The sequence below is a fragment of the Echinicola jeungdonensis genome (genome assembly GCF_030409905.1).
Taxonomy (GTDB): Bacteria; Bacteroidota; Bacteroidia; order Cytophagales; family Cyclobacteriaceae; genus Echinicola; species Echinicola jeungdonensis.
Genome location: NZ_JAUFQT010000002.1, coordinates 620,847 through 639,913 on the forward strand (window position 1 = coordinate 620,847; position 19,067 = coordinate 639,913).

General features: G+C 39.3%; 13 protein-coding genes. 3 read left to right on the forward strand and 10 right to left on the reverse strand.

Annotated elements, in window-relative coordinates; all coding sequences use genetic code 11:
- Positions 1 to 540: 540 nt before the first annotated feature.
- Positions 541 to 1,266, reverse strand: coding sequence for a glycosyltransferase domain-containing protein (locus QWY93_RS15880; protein ID WP_290249386.1), 726 nt, complete (start codon positions 1,264 to 1,266; stop codon positions 541 to 543).
- 288 nt (positions 1,267 to 1,554) lie between these two features.
- On the opposite strand from QWY93_RS15880, the gene QWY93_RS15885 reads away from it, so the two are divergent.
- Both QWY93_RS15885 and QWY93_RS15890 read left to right on the forward strand, forming a co-directional pair.
- Entirely contained in the window at positions 1,555 to 2,379 is an 825-nt protein-coding gene (locus QWY93_RS15885; protein ID WP_290249387.1) for an FkbM family methyltransferase, read from the forward strand.
- Between the two features lie 392 nt (positions 2,380 to 2,771).
- Positions 2,772 to 4,235, forward strand: a complete 1,464-nt coding sequence (locus tag QWY93_RS15890; protein ID WP_290249388.1) for an SLC13 family permease — start codon at positions 2,772 to 2,774, stop codon at positions 4,233 to 4,235.
- Between the two features lie 52 nt (positions 4,236 to 4,287).
- Here QWY93_RS15890 and QWY93_RS15895 read toward each other — a convergent pair whose 3' ends face one another.
- Positions 4,288 to 4,683, reverse strand: coding sequence for a group III truncated hemoglobin (locus tag QWY93_RS15895; protein ID WP_290249389.1), 396 nt, complete (start codon positions 4,681 to 4,683; stop codon positions 4,288 to 4,290).
- A 201-nt stretch (positions 4,684 to 4,884) separates the two neighbouring features.
- Complete coding sequence (locus tag QWY93_RS15900) at positions 4,885 to 6,510, reverse strand: NADP-dependent glyceraldehyde-3-phosphate dehydrogenase (RefSeq protein ID WP_290249390.1); 1,626 nt, start codon at positions 6,508 to 6,510, stop codon at positions 4,885 to 4,887.
- Between the two features lie 239 nt (positions 6,511 to 6,749).
- On the opposite strand from QWY93_RS15900, the gene QWY93_RS15905 reads away from it, so the two are divergent.
- On the forward strand, positions 6,750 to 7,172 hold the full coding sequence (locus tag QWY93_RS15905; protein WP_290249391.1) for an OsmC family peroxiredoxin: 423 nt from the start codon (positions 6,750 to 6,752) through the stop codon (positions 7,170 to 7,172).
- A gap of 199 nt (positions 7,173 to 7,371) precedes the next feature.
- Here the strand turns inward: QWY93_RS15905 and QWY93_RS15910 are convergent, their stop codons facing one another.
- The 7 genes from QWY93_RS15910 to QWY93_RS15940 all read right to left on the reverse strand — a co-directional run bounded on the left by QWY93_RS15910 (position 7,372) and on the right by QWY93_RS15940 (position 19,067).
- A complete protein-coding gene (locus QWY93_RS15910) occupies positions 7,372 to 9,633 on the reverse strand; it encodes a bifunctional SulP family inorganic anion transporter/carbonic anhydrase (protein WP_290249392.1) in 2,262 nt (753 codons plus the stop codon).
- 403 nt (positions 9,634 to 10,036) lie between these two features.
- Positions 10,037 to 11,344, reverse strand: coding sequence for an ATP-binding protein (locus tag QWY93_RS15915; protein WP_290249393.1), 1,308 nt, complete (start codon positions 11,342 to 11,344; stop codon positions 10,037 to 10,039).
- Between the two features lie 6 nt (positions 11,345 to 11,350).
- Entirely contained in the window at positions 11,351 to 12,172 is an 822-nt protein-coding gene (locus QWY93_RS15920) for an N-acetylmuramidase domain-containing protein (protein WP_290249394.1), read from the reverse strand.
- A 3-nt stretch (positions 12,173 to 12,175) separates the two neighbouring features.
- Positions 12,176 to 13,045 carry a tetratricopeptide repeat protein gene (locus QWY93_RS15925; RefSeq protein WP_290249395.1) on the reverse strand — a complete coding sequence of 290 codons (870 nt, stop codon included), beginning with the start codon at positions 13,043 to 13,045 and terminating at the stop codon, positions 12,176 to 12,178.
- Positions 13,046 to 13,054: 9 nt separating this feature from the next.
- Positions 13,055 to 16,771 carry an eCIS core domain-containing protein gene (locus QWY93_RS15930; RefSeq protein ID WP_290249396.1) on the reverse strand — a complete coding sequence of 1,239 codons (3,717 nt, stop codon included), beginning with the start codon at positions 16,769 to 16,771 and terminating at the stop codon, positions 13,055 to 13,057.
- A 3-nt stretch (positions 16,772 to 16,774) separates the two neighbouring features.
- Positions 16,775 to 17,263, reverse strand: a complete 489-nt coding sequence (locus tag QWY93_RS15935; protein WP_290249397.1) for a hypothetical protein — start codon at positions 17,261 to 17,263, stop codon at positions 16,775 to 16,777.
- A 61-nt stretch (positions 17,264 to 17,324) separates the two neighbouring features.
- Positions 17,325 to 19,067, reverse strand: a complete 1,743-nt coding sequence (locus QWY93_RS15940) for an eCIS core domain-containing protein (protein ID WP_290249398.1) — start codon at positions 19,065 to 19,067, stop codon at positions 17,325 to 17,327.

Here is a 19,067-nt window from a genome sequence, read left to right on the forward strand (position 1 = left end):
ATGATGCCGCCAAAACTTGATAGCAAAAGAGCGATGTGGGTAAAGAACAAAAAAAACCCATCCAGAATGAAAAAAACCGGACCAATATGGGAAGAAGTAAAATCGAACTTCACTTAATATTATGTTAAGTAGAATCTATATTCTGTCTAGATTATTTCATACTTTTCATCAATGGAAAAGTATGAGCCTAGTGGCTTGAGCGATTTAGCGAACACAGATAAAAGACATTCGACCAATTGTCCATGAAACTTTCATATATGCAAATCTCAGGGCTTAGGGTCGGGATCTCTTGCTAAGGGTTTGACCGATTCCGCCAGAGCGGAAAAGCCGGTGGGCTGAAAACTATTAATAGTTGCTCGGCTTAGGGCAAGGTGTACGATTGGATCGTGCACTGGCAGAATATAATCGAAATAGACAGATATCAGAGCCAGCAGCAATAAAACCTATATTGTTATATAATTTACATTATGTTAAATAGAGTTTTCTGATACCTATCCCATTTCCGACCCCTTTCCTCTTTTGCCAAAAAACCAACATTGCTTATACCCCTAGTTTCAGCTTCAACTGATGCCAGATATTGGAGATTTGAAATTTCTTCTGATGCCCGTTTTTGCGGAACTTCCAGGAAATGTTATGGCCACGGGTTCGCTTCATATATTTAAAAGTTTCTGTCCTGGGGATTACATCTATTTTGACGCCGGTCAAAAAACTGGCTATCGGCAATGAAAGCTGATCCCGGTGTGAATAGTTTTCCAAAATATGGCTCCATTGTTTTTCGAGCTTTGCTACTTCGGTGGATTTATCCCTGACGATAATCATGGTTTCAAACAGTCCCTGTTCATCTTTAAACCCAATTTCTTCTGCGTAACCCAAAGTTTTGCTAATGGATGATGGCAAATCTTTATTCTTTCTGAGTATTTCTTCGCTTTCTTCCTGGACTGAAAAACGTTTTGGATGCTTTGTGGTCAAAAAACCTCCCTTATAATGTTTTGCTAAAAATTCTGCAGGATCTTTGATGATTTCAATATTGGCATCCATGTAAATTGTTACCTTATAATCTGCTGTATGCAAACAACTATTGATTTTGATTCCTCTTTGCTGTCGAATGGGATTTTCAGCTTTTGGTAAGGGCTTGGTTTCCCAACCAGGTACTTTTAAATCTTCATTGTCCGTAAAAAGCCAAAAATCAAAATCAGGGTGTTTTATTGCCGGTTTTACAGTATCATAATTATTCGTAACAATGGAATAGATTAATTTATTATTCATGGATGAGCTGGCGTTATAAAACAATCTAATTTCAAAGATAATCATCTTTTTGAGATTTCTTCCCCCCATCTCCCCTATCGATTTGGCTATTTTTCCTGATAATTTCGGCTCATTTAATGCATACAAGCACATTTGATGGAAATTAATTGAAACAAAAGCCATAATGCGGTTAATAAAAAATCATTACATTTAAGGTTTGCTAATATTAGCGGAAAATAAAAAAGGTTAATAAGGCTTCCTTTGGGAGTGGATTACCTTTGTGGAAAAGAATTTAATGGCTGGTATAAGATGAAAAAGATAATTAAATCCCAATTCAAAAGTTTTTGGAAATCATTTCGATTTAAACTGAGTGCCTCTGATAATCCCCTGTTTATTGGATTTTATAAATATTTTTACCAGCCCAAGAAAGGAAGTTTATCCGATTTTCTTTCTCAATATTCCAATTCAAAAAAAGGAGATTTTTTTGTTGTTCAGATTGGTGCCAATGATGGCATTACCCATGATCCTATCCATAAATTTATCAAAAGGGACAGGTGGTCTGGAGTATTGATGGAACCACAGCCTACAGTTTACCGGGAATCCTTAAGTAAAATTTATCAGAACCATGAAGGACTACATCCACTTTGTGCCGCTATTGGGGAAGAAGATGGCTCCCAGAAACTGTATAAGATAGGTTTTAGTGAAATGCGTTGGGCCACTGGCTTGGCTTCCTTTTCTCTTGAGAAAGTGCAGGAACATTATAAGGAAGGGATTGTTCAAAAAAACTGTAAAAAATATGGCCTTAATATGCCTATGGATCCCTCTCAGCAGATAAGCTTTGAAAATGTTAAAGTCATCAGTCCAGAGACTTTAATGGAATCCTATTCCATTTCCAAAATAGATTTGTTGCAAATTGATGCCGAGGGTTTTGACCTGGAAGTCATCAGGATATTTGATATTGAAAAAACGCAACCCCAGGCCATTATTTTCGAAAATGAAAACCTGAATAAAGAAGACCTCCAAAATTGTTATGAACTTCTTGAGAAAAATGGATATAAAACCCAAAAATTCGGAAAAGATACCCTGGCCCTGAAAACGCCTTTGGGTGAATTTGAGTCTTTTTTTAAAGAATGAAGAAATTATTATTTATGATAATTTGAAACTTTAAACATAATGTTTTCTTTATGGTTTTTCTTTATTTATAAGGTTTCGACACTTTCCCTTGATGAAAAAGTGTCCAACCCCGAAAGCTTTCGGGGCAAGGCCTGTGAAACATCTTTCAAATTGGGTCATAATCGTTTTCGATAACAAGTTCGTTGGCCCAATTTAATTTTTGGCCAATTGCTCCGGGCTAAAAATGAATGGATCTCGCTCACCCACTTCACGAGCTAATTCATTTTTATTACGCCCTCCGCTATCGCCCAAAAACCAGATGCTTCAAGGGCCATCCACGGTTCTTTCTTAATAATTTACCTTCCAGTAATTACCTTAAAGAAAATGGATAGTCAGATTTTAATTTTTAATAAATGAGCAAAAACGTCCCCCGCATTGTTTTTTTCCTTGGGCCAATATCCTTTTTGGCCATTAATTTTTTATGGGAACCTTCAGGGTTGGAGTCAAAAGCCTTGGCTGTAATGGCTCTGGCAATTTGGATGGCAGTATGGTGGATTTCAGAAGCCATTCCTATTTCTGCAACTGCTTTATTGCCATTACTGGTTTTGCCTTTAACAGGTTCTCTCAACATGGATCAGGCGGCAGCACCCTATGCTGACCCAATGGTATTACTTTATATGGGTGGTTTTATGATTGCGGTGACCATAGAAAAATGGCACCTCCATAAGCGTATTGCCCTTTCTATCATTGCATATATCGGGACAGATATGCGATTTATTGTGTTGGGTTTTATGGTGGCCACTGCATTTTTGTCAATGTGGATTTCCAATACAGCTACCAGCTTGATGATGCTTCCTATTGGTGTGGCTGTAGTGCATCAGTTGGGGGAAGGAAATTCGAAACAATCTATTTCTGAAACCTCCATGGGAAGGGCCTTGATGTTGGCCATTGCCTATAGTGCTTCCATTGGAGGGGTGGCCACTATCATTGGAACTCCTACCAATATTGTTTTTGCCGGTATTGTTAAGGAATTATATGGGGTGGACATTAGCTTTGCCAAATGGATGTTGATAGGCTTGCCTATTTCTATATGTCTTTTGGGCTTATGCTGGTGGTATTTGGTCAATAGGGCTTATCATTTTCCCAAAGGTCAAAAATATTCTGGCGGCCATAAAGAAATCCTTCGCCAGCTCCATGAATTAGGAAAAATGACGGTACCTGAAAAAAGGGTGCTGTTGGTATTTGCTTTGGTTAGTTTTTGCTGGATTTCCAGGGTGTTTTTGCTTCAAGGGTTCCTCCCCTTTTTGAATGACACCATCATTGCCCTGGGGGGAGTTGTGTTGTTATTTGTGCTTCCAGCCAATAAAACAAAAGCCAGATTATTGGACTGGAAAACAGCAGAAAATATCCCTTGGGGTATTCTGATACTTTTTGGAGGTGGACTTTCTCTTGCGGCTGGATTTAAAGAAACTGGACTGGCTTCCTGGTTGGGTAGTCATTTTGAAGCACTTATATCCATTCCTTTTTTATTGTTTTTATTGGTGATTGTAGCATCTGTCAATTTTCTAACTGAAATCACCTCCAATGTGGCCACCGCCTCCATGCTTTTACCGATACTGGGCTCAGTAGCAGCAGCTTTGGGAATCCATCCTTATGGCTTGATGGTTGGAGCTACTCTAGCCGCCAGCTGTGCCTTTATGCTTCCTGTTGCCACCCCCCCTAATGCTGTGGTTTTCGGATCAGGTTATCTTACCATTCCAGCCATGGCCAAGGCCGGTTTTTGGATGAATATTCTTTCAATAATATTAATTACCCTGTTTGTGTATTTTTTATTGCCCTTGGTATGGGGAATTGATTTGAATAGTAGTTTCGAGTAGTGTGTATGAATCCCGAGTCTTCTTACTACTCAATACTCATTACTTCTATCTATTATTGGTCGCGGGATTCATAAATCCGCAAATACAAAATGCTGGCCATATTGCGGGCATGTTCTTTGGCGTGGTCGGCAACTCTGCCATAAAATAAATTGTCCAGGGTGGTAAACCATAGTTCCAGCCAATTCCCAAAATGAACCTGGGTAAGCCGCTGTCCTATTTTCATATCCACCTCTTTGTGGGCTTTGAGGGGATTGAATTTGTTTTTTCCAGGCCCAGTCTGGAAGAGGATCATCTCCCAAAAGTCAGATAAGCGTTCCAGGTGTTCTGGCCAATTGGTAACAATTCCATTAAAAATTGGCCCTAAGGCAGGATGTTGCCTAATTTGACCATAAAAGGTATGAACCAATTTTTCTATGTCTTCTCTATTCCTGATATCATGCTTAGCCATATTACAAATGTAAGCAATTTTTATAAGGGGAATTAATACATTGTACAAGCCTATCTCATCGATTGATATTCAATAAATCGATTGGAAGTCTCTAAATGTTAAACTGAATTTTAATATTTTCTCTTGATTTCTAAATTCTTTGATAAAAAAAGTCCTGAGTGAAAAGCTCTATACTCTCTACTCAGGACTCTTGATTAATTCTTAGAATATGAATTTCGTGCTCAAGAAGTTGGATTCTTCATCGCTGACTATATCATTGAGCAGCTTTTTGTTTTCATCGTTCAATTTGGTAGCTACCAAAGAGCGAATGGAGAAAGAACGCAAAGCATCAGATACAGAAAGTGTACCCTCGGCACTGTCTTTCCTCCCGGTGAATGGGAACACATCAGGCCCTCTTTGACACTGGGAATTGATATTTACCCGACTCACCTGATTGACCAATGGATCGATCAATCTAGCCAATTCATGGCTATCATCACTGAACAAGCTCACCTGTTGCCCGTGTGGGGAATCAATCAGATAATCAATAGGTTCCTCAATATCGCTAAAAGAAATCACAGGGATAATAGGTCCAAACTGTTCATCCCTATACAACTTCATTTTCTCATTTACCGGAAATACGATGGCCGGGTAGAAGAAAGATTCGTTGATTTCCCCTGCATTTTCATTAATGATCCTGGCACCGTGTTTCACTGCATCATCCAGGCAATCTTTGAGATATTGTGGTTTGTCAGGTTCAGGTAATGGAGTGATATTAACCCCTTTTTCCCAAGGCATCCCTATTTTCAATTCGCTGATAGCCTTACTCAGTTTTTCCAAATATTGGTCTTTTAGGCTATCATGGACGAATACGATTTTGATGGCTGTACAACGTTGGCCATTGAAAGAAAGAGCTCCGGCCAAAGATTCCTTTACTGCTTGATCCAAATCTGCATTAGCAGTGATGATGGCGGCATTTTTGGCATCCAATCCCAAAATAGCCCTCAATCGGTTCACTTTTGGGTGTTGCTTTTTCAGCTTGTCGGCCACTTTACTGGATCCGATCAAGGTCAATACATTGATTCTTCCGGATTCCATTAGAGGCGGGATAATATTGGCACCCCTTCCATATACGGAGTTAACCACCCCTTTAGGGAAGCATTTTCCGAAAGCCTCCAAAAGCGGGTAATGCAACAATGAACCATGCTTTGGTGGTTTGAACAATACCGTATTTCCCATGATCAAAGCTGGGATCAAAGTGGTGTAGGTTTCATTCAAAGGATAATTGAAAGGGCCCATACAAAGTACCACACCCAACGGAGACCTTCTCACCTGGGCCGCAATTCCATCTACAAGGTGGAAACCGGAAGATTGTCTATCCAAATCCTTCAAAGCATCCACAGTAGCATTGATATACTGGACGGTACGGTCAAATTCTTTTAGAGAATCAGTATAGGATTTGCCAATTTCCCACATGATCAACTTGGCAACCAAATCTCTTTTTTCCATCATTTCATGGACAAACTTCTCTATGCACTTGATCCGTGCCCCCACAGTCAAGGTAGGCCACTCTCCCCTTCCATTGCCATATGCCGCCTCAGCTGCATCCAAAGCTTCCATGGCCTCTTTGGCAGTACAAATGGGATAAGCACCAATCAATTGGCGTTTAAGCCCTTCTTCAGTTTCAATACAAATTGGGGAATATACCTCATGAACATCCCCATTCCATGGCTTCATCTGTCCATTGCAGAGGTATTCATTTTGATGGATTTCTTCGGTCAATCTAAATTCCTCAGGGACTTCCTGTGCTTTTGGGAATTTTAACAGACCATTAGCTAATTGAGTCATTGCGTGTAATTAATTGGTTAATAGGATTTTAAAACAATTATTAATAGCTAGTAAAATATATTATTTTATTTCAATATCAAATGTAAGAAATTAATAGGTTTGACTGTTAATAAAATAAAATAATGGTGAATAACCCCATGGGAATAATTGGGAAAATGCGATTTTATTTTGAAATTATATGGGCATTCGATGCATAATTAGTTTTTAGTATTTTAAATCTTTTAATTAAAAAATAACTTATGAAATTTAACAGAAGAGCATCCGCAAATTGGAAAGGTGGTGGAAAAGATGGTAAAGGTACCCTCACCACTCAAAGTAAAGTTTTAGACAAGGCAAAATATTCGGCCAATTCCCGGTTTGAAGATGAAAAAGGAACTAATCCTGAAGAGTTGGTTGGAGCTGCCCATGCAGGATGTTTTAGTATGAAGCTGGCCTTTGTAATCAATGAAATGGGACACGATCCGCAAAATATTGATACCGATGCCAAAGTGACTTTTGAAGATGGAGAAGTAAAGGCCATTCATTTGGACCTAAAAGCCAAAGTGGAGGGCATGAACGATGATGAATTCCAAAAGGCCGCCAAGGAAGCCAAGGAAACCTGTCCAATTTCCATGTTGCTAAAAAAAACGGCTGAAATTACCATGGATGCCAAATTGGTTTAAATGGTTTTGCAAGAAAAACAGGAGCAAATTTCAAAAAAGAGGTTTGTTCCTGTTTTTTTAAAGAAATGGATCCCTGATTTTCCCTACATGGTTTAGCTATCAGATAATGTCTTTATGATGGCATTTTAAATGCCTGTTTTCTAGGATCCTTTGCAAATGAGGACCATGTTAATATTGGTGTGTATTCCTAAAATTAAGGCTATATCTGCTCCTTTAAAACTTTGGATGTGTTCATTAAAGGGGAAAAGGTAATTTCCCCGGTATCCCGGTCAAAAAATGCGGTGCATATCCCAATCTTTCCTTGTAAAACTTGGCTTTTGATGTATTCATTTTCATTTAATAACCTGTTACAGGATTCGTTTAAATTCCATTTAATTATTTGATCGGCCAGTTCCTTTGTGGATAATTCCTGAGCCATTTGTTTTATTTTTACATCGCTTAGCGCAGGCTCAATCAAGCGGTTCAAATAAGAATTCTCTTTTCCATTATGGTGATGTTCCAAGGCTTCTTTAATAAAAGCGTTGTTGGAATTTCCCATTATTAAGATAAGTTTACAACCTTGGTACCTACAGGCAACTTCCGCACTGTGAATGATACTTTCCCCCACCAAATTTCCAGCTGCACGCATAGGAATAAGGTCACCAATTTCTGTATCCAACAAAATATTCAAGGGTTCCCTCATGTCTATACAATTGATGACTGCGGAAAGCGGTGGCGATTCGAAAAAATCCATTAGGTCTTTATTTCTAAACCTTTTGGAAACCAATTCCCCATTGACATAGCGGGTATTTCCATCTTTAAAATAATCCAAAATATCCTGAGGGGTATTTAGCTTTTTATCGGCTTCTATTTCCCTTTTTTCCAAGTTTAGATTTTTATCATGTTCATAACTGCTTTTGAGGCCAATAATTTTTAGGTTGATATTATTTTCCTTGGCGTAGGTATTTTGAAAATCCCTAAGCATTTCAATAATATCTGGCTCAACATAGGTTGAAAATGAGGCATCAATTACCATCTTGGATTTCTCGGGAAGTTTGTATAAAAACCTCTTGATGGCTGCTTTATTCAGAAATGAAACTTCATTGGATAATTCCAAATGCGCGATTTCTCCTTGCGGAGAGGGAGTAAACTTAATATTGAATGGATTGAAGTAGTTACTCCTAAGCAAAAAGAAAATACTGAATGCGGAACCTATCAATACCCCTAATAAAACGTCCGTAAAAATAATGGCAACTGTTGTGACAATGTAGGGAATAAACTGGGACCAGCCCTTCCGGTACATTTGTTTAAATAAGGCTATTGATGCCAATTTATATCCCACTACCAATAGAATGGCAGCAAGGGAGGCTAGTGGGATTAAATTGATTACCCCACTGAAAAACAATACACTGACCAATAACAAGGCTCCATGGACCAGCGTAGATAATTTAGTCTCTGACCCCGAAGCTATATTTACGGAACTTCTAACAATTACCGAAGTAATGGGGATCCCCCCGATTAGGCCCGCTATGGTATTTCCTACCCCTTGGGCAACCAGTTCCCTGTTGGGTGGACTCCTTCTTTTGTGAGGGTCCAAATTATCCGTTGCTTCCAGATTGATCAGGGTGGCAATAGAAGCAATAATTGCTATGGTAAACCCAGAAACCCATATATTAGGATCGGAAATGACAGAAAAATCAGGAAAAGTCAATATGGAAGACAACCCTTCAGTTTTTGGGATGTGGACCAAATGTTGGCCTTCCAAATAAAGGCTTGGAATTATCCATTTAAAAAGTTGATTAAGGATAACACATAAAATTACTACAAATAGTGATGGAGGAAGGAGTTTAAACTTTTTTAGAAATGTCTTGTCCCAAAAGATTAGAAAGCCTAAGGAAATCAAAGAAAGGATAATGGCTCCAGGAGCAAAAGATTCTAAAATGGTAGTAATTCTTTCTGGTGCATCATCAACCATATTTTGAGAATAGTCGGATAGCCTTGTTTTCATTTCCACACCCAAAGCATAAGGCAACTGGGAAATGATCAAAATAATCCCGATAGCCGAAAGCAAACCTTTAATAATGCTGGTGGGCATATATTCTGCAATGACCCCTGCTTTTAGGATTCCTATAAGAAATTGGAATACCCCAGCAATAACTAAGGCAGTTAAAAAGACATCAAAACTTCCTAATTGTTGGATCATAACAAGGACCACTGCAGATAAACTTGCAGCAGGCCCACTTACACTGGTTCCTGAACCACTGATGGCTCCTATGACCAGCCCTCCAATTATTCCTGAAATTAATCCGGTAATTAAAGGGGCCCCACTGGCCAAAGCAATTCCTAAACACAAAGGAAGTGCCACCAAAAAAACTACAATACCTGATGGAATATCCTTTCCAGGTTTATAAAATAACGGTCTGTGATGGTCACTATGTGTTAGTTCGCTAAAAAATTGTTTTATGGTTGATGTCTTTTTCAAATTCCCGGAGTTATTGGTGGATGATAAGAATGTTCTGAAAATAAATAAAACAAAATAAATAATAAAACTATTAACAGATTTATGTTATTCAATATTGTGTTTTATGTAATATATAAAAATAAAATATTGTAAAATGATTGAAAAATATATAAAGAAATATCGGTTTTATTGAAGGGTTTACTACAGGAAAGGAACCTATGTAAAAAATTGAAAAAGTAAAGAATTCCAAAATCCAGTTCAGAAATTGATTATTTGAAAGATAAAATTTGACTTTAAATGATTATCTCCCCTGAAATTTTCCTGATGGCATTCTGAATTTTGAATTTAATTTGAAAAAGTAGCATGAATTCCAATTCTCAATTCTTAATTCAAAATTAAAAAACTGGTTTCCGTCCCTTCAGCATTAATTAACCATTTTCCCTTCTTTGGCCAATTCTTTTTTAATTCCTGCAAGAAGGTCTTCTGACTCAAGTTCCTGTTTATTTTTTGAAAGTGCCTTTAAGCTGGCAAATTGGATGATGTTTACAATATTGGCTCCTGATAATTCATATTTTTTGGCCAATGTGTTAAGGTCCAAACCTTTCTCCAGTCCTGCTTTTGGGGGTATATTGCTTTCCCATAAGGTTAATCTTTCTGAAGCCACCGGCATGGGGAATTCGATAATGCTTTGAAATCTCCTGGTGAAAGCTGTGTCAATGTTGCTTTTAAAATTAGAGGCAAGAATTACCAATCCAGGATGGTTTTCGATTCGCTGTAACAAGTAGGAAACTTCCTGATTGGCATATTTGTCATGGGCATCCCTCACATTGGTCCTTTTTCCAAAAATGGCATCAGCCTCATCAAAAAATAAGATCCAATTCTTATGGGCAGCTTTATCAAAAAGAGAAGAAAGGTTCTTTTCCGTTTCTCCAATGTATTTGGAAGTTAAAAGTGAAAGATCAATTCTATAGACATCTTTTTGGGTGTATTTGCCCAGCAAACAGGCGGTTAAAGTTTTTCCAGTACCAGGAGGACCATAAAACATAACTCTATAACCAGGCTTGATCCGCTTTTTCATGTCCCAGTCCTCCATCAATACTTTTTCGAATTTTAACCATTCCTCAATTTCTTGAATGTGAATCAAGGTCTTGGAGTTTAGGACAAGGTCTTTCCAGTCTAATTGCGTTTCAATCAATTGAGCAGGGAAATTAGTGCTCAATTTAGGTTTACTGACTTTTTCGGTGGAAAACCATTCTGCATATTCTGATTCCATCAATAAAGCCCCTGCCCAGAAAGGTTCTCCATTTTGGGTTTGGTCCAAAAAAAGAACCTCTTTTTGAAATAGAATGGAATTTTGAAAAATTGGCAAGTATTTTTTCCTGGTTTTTGGATCATTACCGGCGAGGATATAAAGGGCTGTTTCACCGGTTGGGATAATACCCCGGTGATTTTTCATTTTTATCCCTCCAAATTCTGGAAATTCACCTCCATTGGGAAAATATTCATGAATGATTTTATGGATAAAACCGGGATGGATGTATGGAACCCAGGCCAAGACCAATAATAGGAGGTCTTGGTTTTTGATTTGATATTCCCTGATAAATTGACCCAATGCCTCTTGCTTTGGAATATGGATATCCATTTTGGGCTGTTCAAGCTGTTGTGTTTTGCCTAATTCAAAATCCAACCGGGCTTTAATGGCAACTTTTAAAAAATGTAATAGTTGGTCCATAATATTTTATGAATATTTCTCGTATGCTTTTTTAAGCTTGGTGTCGTACTTATTTTGGGCATAAGCTGGGCCATTGTATCCCTTGGCAAATTTTGCCCAATTTTTGGATTTAAGATGGCCAATCAAATGGTTTACTTCTAAAAATTTTCCAAAAGCATTTAAATGCTCTCTTTCATGTTTTTGCATTTTATTGACAAAGTCATCTATAGATTTAAAACCCAAACTATCAGCATTGAACCCCATGATCTGGAAACTACCCCAGGATGCAGAACGGTAGGCGGCCTCTTTAAAAACTGGATCTTTGGATAGTAGGGTGGCCTTATTCAAACGGGTGTATTCCCCTGCCCCTCCTTGATAATGGGTTTTGGTCCATCGGGGGTAAAGAATATCCTTGGATTGTTCACTAACAAATTCCTGAGGGTTTTGTCCCCTTTTTTTAAGCTCCCGCCAAAAAATATGACCCTCAAACAAAATTTTTGCCCGGCCATCGGCCAAGAATCCCCTACCATTGCTCTCCACCTCATTTACTGCTTTTACTACAGCCAGTTCCAGGTCATAATTTTTTGCAAAATCCTCTAAATCACGTTCGGAAAGTAATTTTGAATTTTGGTCAAATACCTGACGGTTTTTTCCGAGAAGTTTGCTCCAGGTTTTTACTCCCACTAAGCCATCAATGACCAGGTCATTTTCTTTTTGAAATTGCTTTACAGCAAGGTGGGTATCCCAAGCAAAATAATTGGAGACAAATACATCATATCCCAAATCAGTGAGTAATTCCTCCAAAAAATGAACTTCAGGACCCCTGGATCTAAATTTTAACAATTTCATAAGTTATGAGGTTTGGTTGCTAATTAACTTTTTATAATGGATGGCCTTATCATATTCAGGTTGAATTGAAAGTGCTTTTTCAAATAGCTTCAATGCATTATCGTATTCATGGAGCCCACATAGGATGATCCCTTTTTCGGTTAAAATTTGATAATTATCAGGCTGAAGTTTAAGTATCATATTAATGTGGTACAAACCACCTTCTATTTGTCCCATCGACAGGTAATTGATGGCCAGATAATATCTATATTCCACTTGGTCAGGACATTCTGCCAACGCTTTTTTAAGGGCATCTTCAGCCATTCCATGGTTTTTTAATAAAAATTCCCCCCGACCAATTTGAAACCAGATTTCTGGGTTATTGGGGTTAGGAATACGTTCATAAAGAAGGCTTACTGCCACATTGAACTGTTTCTTTAACATATAAACCTTGGCCAGTTCCAATATATATTCCTCCTTGGCCGTGTATCTCATAAGTTTTTTCCAAAAAAGGACTGCATCCTCCAGCTCACCCAAATGAGTACAAAGTTTGGCCAAACTTACCCAAGCCCCTATATGTCGAGGGTCCAATTTGGTAGCCTTTAAATATTGTTCCTTGGCTTTATCAGGCTTATTCAACATGACCAGGGAATTTCCTGCATTTACCCTGAAATTGGGTTTCTCTTCATGGGAAATAGCGAGGTCAAAATAAGAAAGGGCTTTTTCATAATCCTTTTGCTGATGATAAAAAAGACCAAGGTTATTGAGCACAGATACATTTTTTGGATTGATCTCAAAAGCCTCTAAATAACATTGTTCCGCTTTTTCATACTCTTTTTCCAAAAAATGCTTAGCCCCTTGGTTGTTAAGTGTAATGGCTTTGTTCAATTCCATAGTATCAATTTAATCAAATAAATCATTTTTTATATCTCCTGCGAGGTCTTTTGCCATATCAACAACATCCAGATCCGGATAAATCACCTCAATATCATCAAATGACATGTCAAATGGTTCGCCCTCTTGATAATGGATAGGAAATACCACCCCAAATTCGATTCCAGGCCCCCACTCATAAGAAGCAAGGTTATGCCTCCAGGTTTCTGAAATGGAAAACCAGCCAATACCCAGACTTGCCCTAGCAAAAGCATTGATATCAAAGGTAAATTGTGGGTTGACGGTTACCCTGCCCTCTGCATCCAAGGTAATTCCAGTTTGAGGACTCCAGTTGACATCCACTTCCGCAGCAGCTTCCCCTTCCAGCCCTAAGGTTCCAGCCAATTCTATTCCCCCCGTAAGGCTGGCAATGGTTACACTAACTCCCAAGCTTAGGTCACCTCTGAGGGTAAGGCCTGCATCGGCAGGAATTACAAATTCCCCGTGACCACTTAAAGTGGTTTCTTCTTCCCTTTCCGGATTATAGGTGATTTCAGCAGAAAGGTTCCTTAGTTCCCCTGGGCCAAAGCCAGCTGTAAAATCTAATCCCCCACCAATTTGGGCCACTAATCCTATACTTCTTGGTCCCAATGGAATGGCGAATAGAGGGATTTCGATGGTAGGAACCGTAAAGAGGTTTTTATTTATTTCCTTTCTGGGGAAAACTTCATAACTATCCGATTCCAACCTGGCAGTAACTTCAATTTCTCCATTGGGTAAGAAATTCACTCCTGCAGTGGCAGCCAACCATGGCGTGAGCTGTAATGTCAAACTACCTCCCCCATAAACCCGGACGGTATCATCAGGTTCTCCTTCAGGTTCCCCATCATCTCCAATGGGTCTGTTGGTAGCTCCCACATTTACAGTTCCACTAAGCATTCCCCTTTTATAGGAGGCCGACCCTTCTATGGTCAAAGCGCCATTGTCATAAGTGACCGTCAGAGAGGTGTCAATTCCAGGAATGTCTGGTTGGGCGGTTCCGGAGACGAAAACGTCATATTCTTCCTCCCCTGCCGGTTTGGCAACCCTTGCTTCTACATTCCCTCCTGAGATGCCGGGAACATCACTACTGATATCAAAATCCCCGCTAATGGCAAATCCTTCTTCTCCATATTCCACGGTCATATTGCCACGTTCAATTCCGGGGACATCTAATTCTGCTTCACCAGTGGCCGTAAAATTATTTTCGCTGTAGCTGGCATTGATAGTGGCACTTTTTACTCCCCGGACCTTTCCTTCGGGAATGCCGATTTCCCCGCCTATGGTCCAGATATTGTCCTTGTATTCCACATTGATTTCTGCAGGATCAAAAAGATCAGAATCAAAATTAAAGGCACCCTCCAGCTCAAAGCCTCTGGAAGTGGAAGCAGCCGCTCCAATGTGACCTTCCCCTACCTGATCGATGCCGAAGTTGACTTGGCCAGAAATGCCAATCCCTGACCGGGTACCAACAGATAAAATCAAGGTGACTTCATCTATTTCAAATGGTGAAGGGAAGTTAAAATCTCCTTTTGTAAAAACCCTATAAATTTTAAAATCCCCTTCTTCCATGGAGTATTGTAAATCCAGCTGATCAAAAATTGGGAGATTGGATGCTATTTCTCCACCAGCTACAATTCCTTTTTCCGGATCAAAACCAATATTTTGCACATTTGCAGGGCTAAAAATTGTAACATTAGGCTGGGCTTCATTAATGGCCGTCATTAAGTCATTCAATTCCAAATAACCCGCAAATTGGGCCCCGGGGAGTCTATGAATTGGCCAAATTAAGCCTTGTCTAACTTCCGGTTTAACAGCCCCGTCAAATTGTTTCAAGTTGACAGTAATATGGCCAGCATTTGAATTTAAATTTTCCCGGTCAAACTGGACTTGAGTGGGTGAAACAATACCTTTTATACCTCTTCTTAAATTAACAAATGCGGATCCACCACTTTCCAAATTAAGTGTGTTTTCCTCAGTGTCCCAGGTTATATTAAAAGGAGAAGCTCCAAAAGAATCTCTAAAAATTTTGATTTCAGAGCTGGAACCCAAAATTTCACTATTTACTTTGTCATCATGGTCATTAAAGGGTTTGGAAGCTTGTGGTTGGGGATCTTCTAAATCGTAAACTTTGATGGATTTACTTTCCCGGGCCCCTTTATTATTAGCCCTTCCTTCCATTAAAGTATCAATATGGTCACCACTTAATATTTTCCTTTGAGGCCAAGAGTGGGAATCGCCCACAGCATACTCACTACTCCCACTTAAAGAATTAAAATATATATCAAATCTTCCCTTAATGGCATTGTAAATATTGGTATTGGTCCTAAGCCGGTCTACATCAATATCCAAGCTTTTAAGTGCCTCTTTTGAATTTTCATCGTTCTTAACCTGATTGGCTGTATTGTTTCGGATACTTGATAATATTTTCCTTCCAGAGGCTTGATTGGCATCACTGTTCAAAAGCCAATAATTAGTGAGGTTGTTTCCCCAAGAACTTTTTGGCCAGCCAGCAATTTGTAATTCAACATAGTGATCCACGTCAAATTCGGTATAATCGCCTGCTTGGTTCCAATATGGAAGTAACAATCTATTAGAAAGAATATTGGTATCCCCTATTCTTAAACTTTTAGCTTTTCGATAATGCCTGACGACATAATTATGATTAGGTTCAAAACCTAAGGATTCCATTTTTGATTTTACCCCGGAAGAATCCACTTCATTTTTCCATTTTATCAAATGAGCAGGGTCATTATCATCACTTCTATTAAAATTATTTGCGCGGAATAATTGTTCTCCTGGAATTTTGGATGCATCAGATTTAATGGGTGGGACTGGAAGTGAGTTAATAATTATCTTTGGAGGAGAGGTGTTTAAATTATATTTCTCAGTAGAATCTGGGAAGGTTTCAGTATCTTCATTATCTTCCTTCTGCACCATCTTCCCCTGCACAGCAGGACTGCTGCCTTGCTGGATGGTATGGGTAAGCTCGTGGGCCAAAAGATGCTGTCCAGAAGAAGTATTAGGTTGGTATTGGCCCTCATTAAAATAGATGTCATTCCCATGGGTAAAGGCTTTTGCACCAATCTCCTGGTTCATTTTAACGGCATTGGAATCCGTATGGATATTGACCCCGCTAAAGTCTGCCCCAAAGCCGCTTTCCATATTACCTTTCACCTCGGAATCCATGTGTTGTCCACCGCTGGACTGTTGAATATTTTGTTCTAAACTTGGGCTGACCTGGTTTTCATCCCCCCCATTCATTTGGACATTGGTTTCTTCCTCCCCTGGATCTTCTCCTTCTCCAGACCCTATTTCTTCCTTTTTTTGAACTTCTTCCTCTTCTTTTTTTTGAAGCTCTTCCTCCTCCTTTTCCTGAATTTGATCTTCCTCAGCTTGTTGTTGCACTACAGGGGTGACAGTTTCCGCTATAGGTTGTTCTGACTTTGACTCAAGCTTAGATTGATCCTCTTTTGATTTGAGTTGATGTTCCTCTTCGCGTTGGGTTTGAATGGCTGGTTCTGCAATAGCTGCCTTGGTTGAGTGGTTGTCTAGCTCCGCCAAAACCTGATCCGTCTTGGCATCAGCTTCCTGTTCATACCGGTCTCCAGGTTTTTCCATATTAAGCTTTGCCTGGAAAAAGCTGTCTTTCCGTTGGGCAGAAGATTTGCTATTGGGTCGATATGTTTTGGAGTTAAAACTTTTCATTGGTTAAAAGGGATATCCTGAACCTCTTACCCATTCGGGTGAAAAGAAAGGGACATTAACAATTACCTCATATGAAAGTCTTCTGGACTCATCACATTCCACACTAACGGTGGCTCCATTGGGAATTTTAAACCAGGAATCTGACATCTGTCGATACCAAAAACCATCAATATGGGTGATCACCCTGCTAGTCGGGGTGTATAAAGGTTCATTATCTAAACCAGGTATCATTTTAAAATCTTCCAGCCTGCAACCTTCACCAATAATTACTGTTCCGGTAAAATAGTGGGAATCATCTGATTTTTGCAGAAATTCTTCCTGTGGCGCCTCTGCAGTTTCTACTTTTCCCAAATCTAAAGCATGGGGTTTTTGGGACGCTTTCTCTTTATTTTCTCTTACAGACACTGCTGTTGACTTTGGTTCAAAAAATGGTTTATGAATTGCTTTTTTGGACTTAGCCGGAGGATGAAAAGTTTGGGGGCTGTAATGCATAGTATTAGGGTTTTTGGGTTAACTAATCCTTTTCGTTGAGTTTTCTTTGGAATTAATTTTCCTACTTTTTGGCTTTTTTCCCTGGGCAACCTTTGTAAGATTTCTTAGCTTTTGCTTTGGACAATTTCCAACTGGGGGTATTTGCTTTACCCGTAATTTTTATTTTCGAACTCGTAGTCACATTATTGTGAATAAGTTTTGCTACCGAATCCACTACTCTTACACAACCATGGGACCTTGGAGTACCTGTTACCTTTTGGGCATTATGCGTTCCTATCCCCCTTTCGGGTACAAATGACATATACCAGGACATGGCATCCCCTGCTGAACTTTTATAATCTTTTCCGCCTATTTTTTCTGCCTCAAAGTTGCCTACCGGTGTACAATAGGTGTCTTTATCACCCCGTTTGGGATCCACACATGGATTCCCTTTTGTATTAGGACATCCTCTTCCACTGGAAATGTCATAAGGGCCTCTGGTTACACCATTGCTCCATAAAATCTTAAGGTTTTGTTTGGTCAAATTGATGGTTATGATGGAAATGGCTGGAGGGGGTACCTTATCTGGTGGATTTTTTAGAGGGGCAGTTTGCACCTCAGGATTGAAATTATTGCCTTCCAATGACAAAAGCTGATTGATAGATTTTTCTTGGGTGGGGATAGTTGGGCCCTCATCCGAATCACCGTCAAGGACTTCAGCCTCTTTGTCGTCATTAAACGCTATGACTTCCTCGTCTTTTACCGACCCGAATATGTTATCCAAAGTGCCCATGGTTTCAGGTCCTACTATTCCATCTACCGCCAAGGAAAATTCATTTTGGAAAGCAGTTACAGCGGATTTGGTTTCACTTCCAAAAATTCCATCAGCCCCGAATTCTGGTAAATCATATCCAATTTCCATAAGGGCAGCTTGAATTTTTCTTACCGATTCACCTCTTGAACCATTTTTAATGTAATGTTCATTATCAAAGGCTGCTTCCAATTTGATGTTACCGGCAAAACGGGCTGCCGTTAGATCATGTCCATCATCCAGTGTTTTTTGAACTTTTCTTTGGACCCGCCCTTTTTGCTGGATGGTATGGGTTAGCTCATGGGCCAATAGATATTTTCCGGCTTGATTAGTAGGATCATATTTACCCTGATTAAAATAAATATCATTGCCATGTGTAAATGCCTGCGCCCCCACTTCTTTACTCATTTGTATGGCACGGTCATCGGTATGAATATTAACATGACTAAAATCTGCACCAAAACCGGATTCCATTTCCTGTTTCGTATCCACATCCATGCTATTCCCCGCCCCTTTACTTTGGTTTAAGCGGCTTTCCAATCCGGGGGGCTTTTGATTGTCTGTTTTAGACTGATATTTGGTCTGAACAGGCTCTTCTTCCTCTTCTTGCTTTTGAACTGGTTCTTTCTCTTTTTCTTTTTTTGTTTGAATTTCTTCGGGTTCATCCCTTTCCCTGGCTTTTTGTACAGTTTCCTCCTTTTCGCATTCTGCACACTTGGATTGGACTTGTTCCTCCTCCATATCTTTTTTTTGAACCCTACTGATTGATTCGGAAATCGATTTTTTCTGAATTCCCTCCTCTTTTTTTCCTTTTTGCTGGATTCCTTCTCCGTTTTGGCTTTGGTGGACTACCTGGTCGGCTACAGCATCTGCTTCCTTTTCATATTTATCTCCAGGTTGTCCCATTTCCAATTTTGCCTGAACCCCAAAAAAATCTTTCTTGGATTCATGTGATTGCTGTAATATGGAATCAAACTGCGAATTGGCCTTGCTTTTTTTCTTGAATTCTCTCAT

Excerpts from the sequence above, each read along its gene's own strand:
- QWY93_RS15885 (WP_290249387.1), top strand. The coding sequence starts at position 1,555 with ATGAAAAAGATAATTAAATCCCAATTCAAAAGTTTTTGGAAATCATTT.
- QWY93_RS15940 (WP_290249398.1), bottom strand. The coding sequence starts at position 19,067 with ATGAGAGAATTCAAGAAAAAAAGCAAGGCCAATTCGCAGTTTGATTCC.
- QWY93_RS15905 (WP_290249391.1), top strand. The coding sequence starts at position 6,750 with ATGAAATTTAACAGAAGAGCATCCGCAAATTGGAAAGGTGGTGGAAAA.
- QWY93_RS15890 (WP_290249388.1), top strand. The coding sequence starts at position 2,772 with ATGAGCAAAAACGTCCCCCGCATTGTTTTTTTCCTTGGGCCAATATCC.
- QWY93_RS15925 (WP_290249395.1), bottom strand. The coding sequence starts at position 13,045 with ATGGAATTGAACAAAGCCATTACACTTAACAACCAAGGGGCTAAGCAT.
- QWY93_RS15895 (WP_290249389.1), bottom strand. The coding sequence starts at position 4,683 with ATGGCTAAGCATGATATCAGGAATAGAGAAGACATAGAAAAATTGGTT.
- QWY93_RS15930 (WP_290249396.1), bottom strand. The coding sequence starts at position 16,771 with ATGAAAAGTTTTAACTCCAAAACATATCGACCCAATAGCAAATCTTCT.
- QWY93_RS15880 (WP_290249386.1), bottom strand. The coding sequence starts at position 1,266 with ATGAATAATAAATTAATCTATTCCATTGTTACGAATAATTATGATACT.
- QWY93_RS15915 (WP_290249393.1), bottom strand. The coding sequence starts at position 11,344 with ATGGACCAACTATTACATTTTTTAAAAGTTGCCATTAAAGCCCGGTTG.
- QWY93_RS15900 (WP_290249390.1), bottom strand. The coding sequence starts at position 6,510 with ATGACTCAATTAGCTAATGGTCTGTTAAAATTCCCAAAAGCACAGGAA.
- QWY93_RS15935 (WP_290249397.1), bottom strand. The coding sequence starts at position 17,263 with ATGCATTACAGCCCCCAAACTTTTCATCCTCCGGCTAAGTCCAAAAAA.
- QWY93_RS15920 (WP_290249394.1), bottom strand. The coding sequence starts at position 12,172 with ATGAAATTGTTAAAATTTAGATCCAGGGGTCCTGAAGTTCATTTTTTG.